Source organism: Flavobacterium sp., from assembly GCF_029945805.1.
Classification (GTDB): Bacteria; Bacteroidota; Bacteroidia; order Flavobacteriales; family Flavobacteriaceae; genus Flavobacterium.
The window spans coordinates 47047-59705 of record NZ_JAQSDH010000048.1 but is presented as its reverse complement, the minus strand read 5'-3'; the positions used below and the strand labels follow the sequence as shown (position 1 = coordinate 59705).

13 protein-coding genes are annotated in these 12659 nt (G+C 36.1%); 1 reads left to right on the top strand and 12 read right to left on the bottom strand.

The features are described from left to right. Positions 1 to 54 precede the first annotated feature (54 nt). From PSU83_RS13435 to gcvP, 3 genes are all read right to left on the bottom strand, one after another. Positions 55 to 1113, bottom strand: coding sequence for a ketoacyl-ACP synthase III (locus tag PSU83_RS13435; RefSeq protein WP_300590061.1), 1059 nt, complete (start codon positions 1111 to 1113; stop codon positions 55 to 57). 127 nt (positions 1114 to 1240) lie between these two features. Next, entirely contained in the window at positions 1241 to 1618 is a 378-nt protein-coding gene (locus PSU83_RS13430; protein ID WP_300590060.1) for a group III truncated hemoglobin, read from the bottom strand. 131 nt (positions 1619 to 1749) lie between these two features. After that, positions 1750 to 4593, bottom strand: a complete 2844-nt coding sequence (gene gcvP / locus PSU83_RS13425; protein ID WP_300590059.1) for an aminomethyl-transferring glycine dehydrogenase — start codon at positions 4591 to 4593, stop codon at positions 1750 to 1752. 268 nt (positions 4594 to 4861) lie between these two features. Here gcvP and PSU83_RS13420 point away from each other — a divergent pair, with 268 nt between their 5' ends. Next, complete coding sequence (locus PSU83_RS13420) at positions 4862 to 5584, top strand: hypothetical protein (RefSeq protein WP_363319897.1); 723 nt, start codon at positions 4862 to 4864, stop codon at positions 5582 to 5584. On the opposite strand, the gene PSU83_RS13415 is transcribed toward PSU83_RS13420, so the two are convergent. The 9 genes from PSU83_RS13415 to PSU83_RS13375 form a co-directional block, all read right to left on the bottom strand. Continuing rightward, complete coding sequence (locus tag PSU83_RS13415; RefSeq protein WP_300590057.1) at positions 5564 to 6019, bottom strand: SRPBCC family protein; 456 nt, start codon at positions 6017 to 6019, stop codon at positions 5564 to 5566. The genes PSU83_RS13420 and PSU83_RS13415 overlap by 21 nt on opposite strands. Before the next feature lie 9 nt (positions 6020 to 6028). Continuing rightward, entirely contained in the window at positions 6029 to 6415 is a 387-nt protein-coding gene (locus PSU83_RS13410) for a hypothetical protein (RefSeq protein ID WP_300590056.1), read from the bottom strand. Between the two features lie 11 nt (positions 6416 to 6426). Beyond that, the gene (locus PSU83_RS13405; protein ID WP_300590055.1) at positions 6427 to 6771 is read right to left on the bottom strand and encodes a hypothetical protein; all 345 of its coding nucleotides are present in this window, start codon (positions 6769 to 6771) and stop codon (positions 6427 to 6429) included. Next, entirely contained in the window at positions 6768 to 7115 is a 348-nt protein-coding gene (locus PSU83_RS13400) for a hypothetical protein (protein WP_300590054.1), read from the bottom strand. Before PSU83_RS13400 ends, PSU83_RS13405 begins: the two co-directional genes overlap by 4 nt. 58 nt (positions 7116 to 7173) lie before the next feature. Next, positions 7174 to 7680: an ArsR family transcriptional regulator gene (locus tag PSU83_RS13395; protein ID WP_300590053.1), complete on the bottom strand. Its 507-nt coding sequence runs from the start codon at positions 7678 to 7680 to the stop codon at positions 7174 to 7176. Positions 7681 to 7945: 265 nt separating this feature from the next. Then, a complete protein-coding gene (locus PSU83_RS13390; RefSeq protein WP_300590052.1) occupies positions 7946 to 9973 on the bottom strand; it encodes a M3 family metallopeptidase in 2028 nt (675 codons plus the stop codon). 179 nt (positions 9974 to 10152) lie between these two features. After that, positions 10153 to 10638 (bottom strand): 5-(carboxyamino)imidazole ribonucleotide mutase, encoded by a 486-nt coding sequence (gene purE, locus PSU83_RS13385; protein ID WP_300590051.1) that lies wholly within the window; start codon positions 10636 to 10638, stop codon positions 10153 to 10155. 2 nt (positions 10639 to 10640) lie between these two features. Further along, positions 10641 to 11429, bottom strand: coding sequence for a TlpA disulfide reductase family protein (locus tag PSU83_RS13380; RefSeq protein ID WP_300590050.1), 789 nt, complete (start codon positions 11427 to 11429; stop codon positions 10641 to 10643). Positions 11430 to 11439: 10 nt separating this feature from the next. Further along, the gene (locus tag PSU83_RS13375; RefSeq protein ID WP_300590049.1) at positions 11440 to 12597 is read right to left on the bottom strand and encodes a 5-(carboxyamino)imidazole ribonucleotide synthase; all 1158 of its coding nucleotides are present in this window, start codon (positions 12595 to 12597) and stop codon (positions 11440 to 11442) included. Positions 12598 to 12659 lie beyond the last annotated feature (62 nt).

The following is a 12659-nucleotide window of genomic DNA, read 5'->3' as shown; positions in this document are numbered from 1 at the left end:
AAGGTACAAATTTACTTTTTTCTTCGAACTTCCAACTTCGAACTTCCAACTTTTCTACATTTTATAAACCATAGCATTCACATTCATTCCCGCACCAACGGATGCAAAAAGAATGATGTCGCCTTTATTTAGGTTTTGGTTTTTGATTTCGCCTTTAACCATTGAATCGTATAATGTCGGGATAGTAGCTACACTTGAATTGCCTAATTTATGGATGCTCATTGGCATAATTCCCTCGGGCATAGTCTGATGGTGAAGCTTGTAAAAACGCTGTACAATCGCTTCGTCCATTTTTTCGTTAGCCTGATGAATAAGGATTTTTTTTATGTCTTTAATGTCAACGCCGCTTTTCTCCAAGCATTCTTTCATAGCTTTAGGAACATGGATTAAAGCAAATTCGTAAATCTTTCTACCGTGCATTTTGATATAACGAACGTCTGGATCGAGGGTATTGTTAAAGGAGTTTCCGAAGAATAAATAATAGGCTTCATCGTACGCAAACGTAGCGGATTCATGGGCTAAAATTCCACCAGCTTCTTCAGTAGCTTCTATAATTGTAGCACCGGCACCATCAGAATAAATCATGCTATCGCGATCGTGTAAATCAACTACACGTGACAGAGTTTCGGCTCCAATAACCAAACATTTTTTAGCCATTCCAGCTTTTATGAATGCTTGTGCTTGAATTACGCCTTCTAGCCAGCCAGGACAGCCAAATAACATATCATAAGCGACACATTTTGGATTTTTGATACGCAATTCAAATTTAACTCTAGCGGCTAAACTGGGAACGGAATCGGTTTGGATAGTTCCTTTCCTAACATTGCCGAAGTTGTGAGCCAAAATTATATAATCCAAAGTTTCAGGATCAATTTTTGCGTCTTCAATCGCTTTTTTAGCAGCAAGAAATGCAATGTCGGAGGTGTTTAAATCATCAGTAACATACCGTCGTTCTTGTATACCTGTAATTTCAAGAAACTTCTTGGCAACGATATCATTCGGATGCGGAAATGGACTTCCGTCATCGTTTAGAAAAACGTGATCGGCAAAATCTTTATTGGATACTATTTCGGTTGGAATGTAGCTTCCAGAACCCGTTATTTTTATATTCATTAGTATGATGCTATTTCATTGCGAAATTATAAATAAAACCCGTTTAAAGTTATCAAAATATAAACAAACAGAACTGAATTATGAATATTATCGGTAATGATTATTAATATTGTGAATATCTCATTTTTTAACGCTTATTTTGAGATATTTTTATTTGCATTACGGTCGCAATGCTTAAAGCTTGTGTTTTTATTTGTTCCGATTTAGCTCCTTGAAAGTTCTCATCAACACTTGCATAAAAATGACTTAGCCAAATCATGAATAATTCGGGTGTAAGATGTTCTCTTGTATCGATGTCTAAATGGATTTGCGTTAGATTTTTGCTGTAACCGCCAGTTCCTAAAATGGCTTGCGACCAGAATGTGACTAATATTGGTAAGTGCTCTTCTAAATGTATTTTGACAACATCGGTAAAAATATAACTAATCGAATCATCTGAAAGCAGTTTTTTATAAAATGCATCAACGAGTAAAAATAGATCATCTTGATTTTGAATGTCGTGCATTGTGCTTCTTGGTTTCTATGGCAAAAGTAAGCTTTTTGACTTAGTTGAAAATTGATCTTTGTCATGTTTTAAAAAAAGGCTCCAAGAAAACTTGAAGCCTTTTATCATTTGGCTAATGCCTAATTACTATTTTACATATACGCCTCAATGGGCGCACAACTGCAAATTAAATTACGATCACCATAGGCATCATCAGTACGACGAACCGTTGGCCAAAATTTATTATCTGAAATATAATCTAATGGGAAAGCCGCAGTTTCTCTAGTATATGGAAAAACCCAATTGTCCGAGGTTAGCATGGCTAAAGTATGCGGTGCATTTTTCAAAACGTTGTTGGCATCCTCTACACTAGCAGCTGTAATCTCTTTTCGGATGGAAATCATCGCATCACAAAAACGGTCTAATTCGGCTAAATCTTCACTTTCTGTCGGCTCAATCATCATCGTTCCGTTTACAGGAAAAGATACTGTTGGCGCATGGAAACCGTAATCCATCAAGCGTTTGGCAATATCAACCACCTCAATACCGTTTTGTTTGAACGAACGACAATCAATAATCATTTCGTGAGCCGCGCGTCCCATTTCTCCAGTATATAAAATTGGATAATGCTCTTCTAATCTTGCTTTCATGTAATTGGCGTTCAAAATGGCGAATTGTGTAGAGCTTTTCAACCCTTCAGCACCCAGCATTGTGATGTATCCATAAGAAATCAAACAAACCAAAGCCGAACCATAAGGCGCAGCAGAAATCGCAGTGATTGCTTGGTCACCGCCAACCGTTATTATCGGATTCGTGGGTAAGAACGGAACTAATTTTTCATTTACACATATTGGTCCAACACCTGGTCCGCCTCCACCGTGAGGAATAGCGAACGTTTTGTGTAAGTTTAAGTGACAAACATCAGCACCAATCGTTGCTGGATTGGTCAATCCAACCTGCGCATTCATATTGGCACCATCCATATAAACCAAACCGCCATTGTCGTGAATGATTTGAGTAATCTCGCAAATAGCGCTTTCAAAAACGCCGTGAGTAGAAGGATAAGTAACCATCAAAGCGGATAAATTATCTTTGTGTTCAATAGCTTTTGCTCTTAAATCTTCTACATCAATATTACCGTTTTCCATAGTTTTGGTAACGATAATGGTCATTCCTGCCATTGCAGCTGACGCTGGATTGGTTCCGTGTGCCGATGATGGAATCAAACACACATTTCTATGGGTATCGCCTTTTGATAAATGATAAGCACGAATGGTCATTAGGCCGGCATATTCGCCTTGCGCACCCGAGTTGGGTTGTAATGTTGTACCCGCAAAACCAGTAACAACGTTCAATTGATGCTCTAATTTTTTAAGCATTGTTATGTATCCTTCTGCTTGTTCGATAGGAGCGAAGGGGTGGATGCTGTTCCAGTTTGCCATTGATAACGGCAACATTTCGGCAGCAGCATTTAATTTCATAGTGCAAGAACCTAACGCAATCATCGAGTGATTTAGCGATAAATCTTTGCGCTCTAATTTTTTGATGTAACGCATCAACTGGGATTCAGAATGATGGTTATTGAAAACATCGTGCAATAAGAATGTAGATTTTCTTTCTAAACCAGCAGAAAAATCATCTGAGGATGTTAGTGAAGAAACAGTGAATTTTTCTTTTCCAGTAGCTTCGGCGAAAATTGCAATAATTTGATTGATGTCCGCAATAGAAGTGGTTTCGTTCAACGAAATAGAAATTGTATTAGCATCCGTATAATAGAAGTTCACTTCATTTTTCTCTGCAATAGCTTTTACTTTTTGAGCATCAGCCTTTACAAGAATAGTATCGAAAAAAGAAGTATTGGTTTGGTAAACGCCCAATTTATTTAAGGCATCCGCCACAGTTACCGCCGAGGCATGTACTTTATTAGCAATATATTTTAGTCCTTTTGGTCCATGATATACCGCATACATTCCGGCCATAACCGCCAGTAAGACTTGTGCCGTACAGATATTTGATGTTGCTTTTTCACGTTTGATGTGTTGTTCCCGTGTTTGCAAAGCCATACGTAAAGCACGATTTCCGTTGGTGTCAATGGTTACCCCGATGATTCTTCCTGGCATCGAACGTTTGTATTCTTCTTTGGTTGCAAAAAAGGCAGCGTGTGGTCCGCCATAACCCATCGGAATTCCGAAACGTTGTGTAGTTCCAACAACAACATCAGCGCCCATTTCTCCCGGAGAAGTTAATTTAACTAAGGATAAAATATCGGCTGCGACCGCCACTTTAATATCGTTTGATTTTGCTTTCGCTATAAATCCAGCGTAGTCATTTACTTGACCGTATTTTCCAGGATATTGAAGGATTGCTCCAAAAAATTCAGCCGAAAAATCAAAAGTTTCGTGGTTTCCAATTACTAATTCAACACCAATTGGCGTAGAACGTGTTTGTAAAACCGATAGGGTTTGTGGCAATACTTCTTCTGAAACGAAGAATTTATTAGCATTGTTTTTCTTTTGGTCACGCGATCGAACATCAAACAATAAGGCCATTGCTTCTGCTGCTGCTGTACTTTCATCAAGTAAAGAAGCATTAGCGATTTCCATTCCAGTTAATTCGATCACCGTAGTTTGAAAATTCAAAATAGCTTCCAATCTTCCTTGCGCAATCTCAGCTTGATAGGGCGTGTAAGCGGTATACCAACCTGGATTTTCAAAGATGTTTCTCTGAATTACCGCGGGAACAATGGTTGGGTGGTATCCCAAACCGATATACGATTTGAACACCTTATTCTTTTTACCTAATTCCTGAATGTGGTTTAGGTATTCATATTCGGTCATTGGTGCATCCAAATTCAAGTCATTTTTCAAACGGATATTATCGGGCACCGTTTCGTAAATTAGTTGTTCGAAAGAGTCAACTCCAATAGTTTTGAACATGTGGTTAAGGTCACTCTCACGTGGACCTATGTGGCGTATTGCGAATGCATCTGTTTTCATTAAATAGTAAGTTCTAAGTGTTTAGTTGTGCTTGTTCCGATGTAAATCAGGTTAGTTAATTAAAGCACACAAAAGTAATTATTAATGTTCTAATTTTATGCTAAACAATGCCCAATATTTTGAGAAATTTTCAACCAAAAACGGGTCTTATTAACATATTGATTAGTTTTGTGTAATGACGATTTTTAAGAAATGTATCGATTTTTATATCAGCAGTAGTATCCACGTGGCTTTGTCTTGCTATTCTTTAGTGAGAATGACCTGTTTTATGTTTGAAATTCAGAATAGTGATGCACCTGCTTTTTTTGCTTTTTTCGGAACAATAGTCGGCTATAATTTTGTCAAATATGATGCTTTGGCAAGAACTCAAAAATTGCAGATGCGAACCGAATTAAAAGCCATTATTGGTTTAAGTTTTTTCTCGTTTTTGGCTACGGTTTATTTCTTTTTTACTTTAGATAAAACTACAAAAATAATTGCCGTTGTCTTTCTGTTTTTGACCCTTTTATATACGTTGCCGTTTTTTCCGAATAGAAGAAATGCTCGCAATTGGGCAGGCGTAAAGATTTATATTGTGGCACTTTGTTGGGTTGGGGTTTCTTTAGTTTTACCAATTTTAAATGCTGGAATTGCATTCGACAGTACGATACTTTTAGTGGGAGTGCAACGTTTTATTTTAATTTTTGTGTTAGTGCTAATTTTTGAAATCATCGATTTGCGATACGACGATCCACATTTGAAAACGGTTCCGCAACAAATAGGAGTGAATCAGACCAAAATAGTTGGAAGTGCTTTTTTATTTCTTTTTGTTCTTTTGGAATTTTTAGATGTTAATTTCAGTATTCAAACCTTGCTTTTGAAAATCGGTGTTGCAGCAACTACGATAACTTTTTTACTTTTTGCGAACGAAAAAAAATCGAAATACTACAGCTCTTTTTGGGCCGAAAGTATTCCGATTTTATGGTGGATTTTAGTTGTTCTTTTCGGCTAAATTTTTGATGAATTCATTTCTTTCTTTGATAAAATTTGTCAAATAATTTTTCAAAAACAGCTTGTCAAACATCTTTCCGAAAATTCCAAATGGTGTTTGATATTCAATCGTATCAATCATTACCGTTTTTCCGTTTTTTTCTACAAAAGTATGTTCGTGTTTGAACTTTTTAAAGCGGCCTTCCATCATTTCATCTACAAAATAAGTGGGAAATTCCATTGCAGTGATTTTGCTTTTGTGTGTTTGATAAATACCGAAATGTTTGCCGCGCCACGTTACGGTTTCATTCAGATTAATCAATCCAGATGCTACGCCATCAATTGCAGTTTCATTCGATTTTGAAGTGGACAATTTATGAATGTTGATGTTTCGGTTTAAATCGAAAACCTTTTGTATCGGTGCTTTTATTTTGGTAATGAGGTCAATGGTTGTCATGGTGTGTAATTAAGCAGTAAAAACAATTTGTTGCTCACGTTGCCCTTCTTTCGCTTTGCGTTTTCCTCTAAAGAAAAAATACAGATTCAAGAATAGCATTAATCCAAGATAAATTGTAAATCCGCCAATTTTATAACTAAGATTTTCTGTTAGTGTTTGATAGCTGTTATCATAATTATTCATTTCTAAAATCATCAAAGCAAACCCTAAATTGAGCAGATAAAAACCGGTTTCAAAGAGTTTATTTGTGGCAACGGCAATTTCTTCGCGACCTTTAAAAATGTCCATCATATATACTTTGCTGTTTTTAAAAAGTGTTCGAGAAACATAGTAAGTAAGAAATAAAGCGACTGGTAAATAAATAGCATAACCGATTAAAATTTTTGTAGTTTCCATAATAATTGTATTTAAATTAATTTTTGAATGTATTTAGTAAGAATAAAAATATTGAGGTAATGCATTATAGCGATGGTGCCAATGATGATTGCCGATTTGAGTGCAATAACTTCTAATAATTGATGGAACGATAGCATCTTTTCCCAAGAAATTAATGTCATTGCACAATATCCAAGATTTAGTAAATAATACCCAACAAGTAAGATTTGATTGGCTTTGTGGCATAAATCTTCGTGATCCGGAATCAAAGCTGAAACTAAAATGTTACCGTTTTTATAGCAAATTTTACCAACCCCAACAATTATTATCGAGGTAATTGTCAGATAAATTAGATATCCAATGATGTTGAGGTTCATAAGCTTGCTTTTTTATAAATTACGATTGAAAGAAAAAGCGCAAGTAGAAGTGGGATAGGAACTAATATATATACTAAAATGTCAGTATGAAATAGTTCTACCTCCAAATACCAAGTCAAAAAGAATAGTAAAGTAGTTGCAATATAAAGTTGAATAGCTATATTTTTAGGGTCATTATAAAGTAAAAATATACCTAAAAGCACTTGAATAAATCCCGTAAGCATAGTAGAATATAGTGCATAAGCAAAATAGTTTCCAGTTGAATCATTTATTCCAATTCCTATAAAACCTAAAACTATAGGTAAACTAATTGCAATTGCATTTAAAATTTTCACTGTTTTCATGATTCTAATTTGTTTTAAACTTTCAGAAAAAAATGAAAGTTAAGATTAAAAAAAGGGTTTATTTCTTCATAAATTTGACTAGCAATTGCGCCAACCAATTGTCTTTGTATTCTGTTATTTTATCTAAAACATTGTCTGCTTTCAATACAAAATCATACAATTTTCCGGTTTGCTCCACAAAATGTCTTTCTTCAGCCGTAGCATCCGCGGTAATGCTAGACACTTCTTTCAAGACTTTCAGCGCGGGTTTAATTTCACGTTTGCTTCGTTCTCTTGAAATCTTTACGGCCAATTCGTCCAAATCTTTTTCAGCAATAAAAAACTCTCTTCTTTCGCCAACTTTATATTCTTTATATACAATTCCCCAATCCATCAAAGCTCTTAAATTCATACTGGCATTACCTCGCGAAATCTGCAATTCTTCCATTATATCTTCCATTGAAACCGCTTCGTGTGATACCATTAAAAGCGCATGAATCTGAGCCATAGTTTTATTTATGCCCCACTGTGAACCCAGTGCTCCCCATGTTTGAACGAATTTATTTTTTGCTTCTCTGAATTCCATAATCCAAAGGTAACTAAAAGTTTTTAAAGTTTCAAAAATAAATGAAAGTTATTGTAAAATATTTAGGCGTTCCCTTCGGGCCGGGCTTTCCGCAGTACACGGTACTTGCTCCAAATGCTCAGCATTCACTGAACTCATATGAAAAATATTAACTTGGTGAAGTAATCCCTAACGCACTATGTATAAAAAAGAAACCGAAGCATAACTCCGGTTCCATAATCTAAAATATCTAAGCAGTCTAAAATGTCTAATCAGTCTAAAAAATCTACACCAATCCCGCTCGTTTCAACAATGCTTCCGGTTTTGGTTCTTGTCCACGGAAACGTTTGTACAATTCCATCGGCAATTCGGTTCCGCCTTTTGACAATACATTTTCTTTGAATTTTGCAGCCACTTCTTTATTAAAAATTCCTTTTTCTTGAAAATACGCAAATGCATCCGCATCCAAAACTTCAGCCCATTTGTAACTGTAATATCCTGAGGAATAGCCGCCAGCAAAAATATGCGAAAACGAAACACTCATGCAATTCTCAGCAACATCTGGATACAAATAGGTTCCTTTAAAAGCCTTTTTTTCAAAAGCTTTTACATCCGTAATTTCATTTGGATTATTGCTGTGGAACGCCATGTCTAAAAGTCCAAAACTTACTTGACGCAGTGTTGCCATTCCTTCTAAGAAGCTTGCGCTTTGCTTTATTTTATTGACAAAATCTTGCGGAATAATATCGCCAGTTTCGTAATGTTTCGCAAACAAAGCCAAAGCTTCCGGTTCGTAACACCAGTTTTCCATAACCTGACTCGGCAATTCTACAAAATCCCAATAAACCGATGTTCCTGATAAACTTGGATAAGTCGTATTCGCTAACATACCGTGTAGAGCGTGTCCAAACTCATGAAACAGAGTCGTTACTTCGTTAAAAGTTAGGAGTGAAGGCTTACTTTCTGTTGGTGGCGTAAAGTTGCAAACGATGGAAACGTGCGGTCGTTCATTAACGCCGTCTTTAATATATTGTGGTTTGAATGATGTCATCCAAGCGCCGTTTCGTTTTCCTTTTCGTGGAAAAAAGTCAGCGTAAAAAATCGCCACCAATTTGTTTTCGAAGTCTACTACTTCAAAAGTTTGTACCTCTTCATGGTATTTTTCGATATCAAGCACTTCTTTGAATGTGATTCCAAATAATTTTTCAGCAACGGTAAAGGCACCGTTTAGAACATTTTCAAGTTTAAAATAAGGTTTTAATTGTTCGTCATCAAAGTCGAATAATTTTTGTTTTAGCTTTTCCGAATAATAAGCGCCGTCCCATTTTTCGAGCTGGTCAATTCCGTCTAGTTCTTTCGCGAAAGTGGTTAATTGAGCAAATTCTTTTTCGGCTGCTGGTTTGGCTTTCGACAATAAATCATTCAAAAACGATTTTACTTTTTCCGGAGTTTGCGCCATTCGTTCTTCGAGAACAAAATCGGAATGCGTTTTATAACCTAATAAATTGGCGCGTTCAAATCGAAGTTTAGCAATCTTTAATGTGATTTCCTGATTGTCGAATTCATTGTTTTGGAATGCTTTTTTTCCGGCTGCGATGGCGATTTCTTTTCGAAGTTCCCGATTGTCAGCATACGTCAAAAAAGGAATATAACTTGGATAATCCAAAGTAAAAATCCAGCCTTCAACGTTTTTAGATTTTGCCAGACTTGCTGCTGCTTCAATGGTTCCCTCAGGTAAGCCTTTTAAATCTGCTGGGTTAGTAATGTGTAACTGATAATTGTGGGTTTCGGCCAAAACATTTTCGCTATACGTTAGTTTTAGTTTGGCTAATTCGGTATCAATTTCGCGTAAACGCAATTTTTTATCCTCAGAAAGCAAGGCTCCGTTTCGGGAAAAACTTTTAAATTTTTTGTCTAATAAAGTGGCTTGCTCTGGATTTAAATTCAGCTTGTCTTTTTGCTCGTAAACGGCTTTTACACGTTTGAACAATTCTTCATTCAATGCGATATCGTTACTGAAAGCCGTTAATAGTGGAGAAACATCTTGCGCGATTTTCTGCATTTCGTCACTCGTTTCAGCCGAATTTAAATTAAAAAAGATTGAAGATACTCGATCCAAACTTTCGCCAGAATAATCTAAAGCTTCGATGGTGTTTTGAAAAGTTGGCGCTTCCGGATTGTTGGTTATTGCATCGACTTCTGCTCTGGCTTTGGAGATGTTTTCTTCGAAAGCAGTTTTGTAATCTTCTAATTTGATTTGGGCAAAAGGTGCCGTATTGTGTTTGGTGTTGAACTTTTGTGTTAGAATTTTCATTTGATTTAGGTAATTAACCGCAAAGTTCGCGAGGATTTACGCAAGGTTCGCAAAGTTTTTTAATTAAGATTTTATTTAAAAATTTTGACCGAAGTTTATAGATAGTTTAGCCCAGATAGTAGTGGAAATCCTTTTTTTTCTTTAAAAAAAAGATTGTAACGGATAGCTGGAAATAGCTCCTACTTTTTCAATTCATCCGAAGACTTATTGACGGCTTCTTTCAGGCTTTCTTTGTAGGCGATGATTTTATTCAGCACATTTTTATCGTGGCTTCCGATGATTTGAGCAGCTAGAATTCCGGCATTTTTGGCACCGTTTAAAGCCACTGTCGCCACGGGAACACCGCCTGGCATTTGCAAGATTGACAAAACCGAATCCCAACCATCAATAGAATTACTCGATTTTACAGGAACACCAATTACGGGCAAAGGCGACATGGAAGCGACCATTCCGGGTAAATGTGCAGCACCACCGGCTCCGGCAATGACAACCGAAATTCCGCGAGTATGTGCGTTTTTGCTAAAATCGAATAATTTTTCAGGCGTTCTGTGTGCTGAAACAATATCAACTTCAGTTTCAATTTCAAAACTTTTCAGAATGTCGATTGCTTCTTGCATTATGGGTAAATCTGATTTTGAACCCATTATTATGGCTACTTTGCTCATGATTATTTCTTTGTATTTTTTTTGATTAGTTTGTTTATTTCGGTCAAACCGTTATTGCTTTTTGGATTAAAAAGTTCGCTAACAAATAAAACTTTACCATTTTGGTCTAAAAGCATGTTGGTCGGATAAAAATTAACATTCATTGCATCGATTGTTTTTTGATCATTCGGAATTATGGTAAAATCCAATTTGTTTCGGGTTAAGAATTTTTCAATCACTTCTGTTTTGTCGTAGGTGATGGCAAAATAGACCATATTTTCGTCTCCATATTTTTCTTTTAGTTTGTTTAAATCGTGCATTTCTTTAATGCAAGGTGCACATTTGGTGAACCAAAAATTCAAAAAAACCATTTTTCCTAAAAGTGATTGCGAAGTATACTTTTTCCCTGATATGTCAGTTAGTACCAAGTTGGAGAGCGTACTTCCTATGATTTTTTTTCGGTTACTTTTTTCTTTATTCTGTAAATCAAAGAATGCTTGGTTGTCTTTTTTGACTTCTGCGTCGCTTCGGGTTTTTAATACTAAGGTTACCTTGTTGACAATAGAGTCCGATAGGTAAATTGTTTTAAGTTTATGAGAATCTTTGGTTTTTACAATAGAATCAAAATAGGTTTGTGTGAAGGGCTTTCCACTTTCAAGCCTGTAGTCAATGGTTGGTTTCGGAACTTTATTCAAAAGATCAATGTACTTCCATTTGGTAATCGCGACAGCATTATTTGAAACAAAGTCATATTCTTGCGAAACGGCAATTGTACTGTAGAAAACTAAAAAAAGATAAAGAACTTTTTTCATAGTGTATTTATCATTTGGCACTGATTACTCGTATGCTGTTCTTTACTTTTTCAGCAATTCTTCTGGCTTCATCCATGTTTTCGTTGACAATAGTTACGTGTCCCATTTTTCGGAAAGGACGCGTTTCGCCTTTGCCATAGATATGGGGCGTTACACCATCAATTGCCATGATTTTTTCTATATTTTCATAAACTACATCTCCCGTAAATCCTTCAGCACCAACCAAATTTACCATAATCCCCGCAACTTTACTAGCGGTATTTCCCAGAGGTAAATTTAAAATCGCACGAATATGATTTTCAAATTGAGAAGTATAACTAGCTTCAATACTGTAATGGCCAGAGTTATGGGGTCTTGGTGCGACTTCATTGACCATTAATTTATCGTCTTCGGTTTGGAACATTTCAACAGCTAACAAACCAACATGATTAAAAGATTTAGAAACTTCTAATGCAATTTCGTTCGCTTTCTGAGCTACTTTTTCGTCAATTCGCGCCGGACAAATCACATATTCTACTTGGTTGGCTTCGGGATGGAATTCCATTTCAACAACCGGATAGGTTTTTACTTGACCTGCAACATTGCGAACTACAATGACCGCTAACTCATTTTTAAAAGGAACCAATTCTTCTGCGATACATTCTACATCAGGTAAAGTTTCGATATCTTTTGCCGAACGTATAATTTTAACACCGTTACCATCGTAACCAAATCGGGCGCTTTTCCATACAAATGGCATTTTCACTTTGCCCTCCATAAATTCTACTAAAAGTTCCTTTAAACTCTTAAAAGCTTTTCCTTTGGCTGTTGGAATATTGTTTTTAATATAAAACTCCTTTTGAACGGATTTACTCTGAATCAAGCGCAACGTTTTTGGCGAAGGATATACTTTTAAACCTTCATTTTCTAATTTTTCTAACGCATCTAAATTTACGTTTTCAATTTCGAGGGTCAATACATCTACTAATTTTCCGAAGTTATAAACGGCATCAAACTCGAGTAAATCTCCTTGGAAAAAATTATTGCAAGCCAGTCGGGCTGGTGCTTCATGACTTGAATCAAGAACAAATGTTTGAATGTCAAATTTTCGGGTTTCAGCCAAAAGCATTTTGCCTAGTTGACCGCCGCCGAGGATTCCTAGTTTAAAATCGGAAGAGAAATAGTTCATTTGTAGTAGTTGTTGTTGGCACAAAGATAGTATTTCAAATTCAAAAATCATTTGGATAGTTG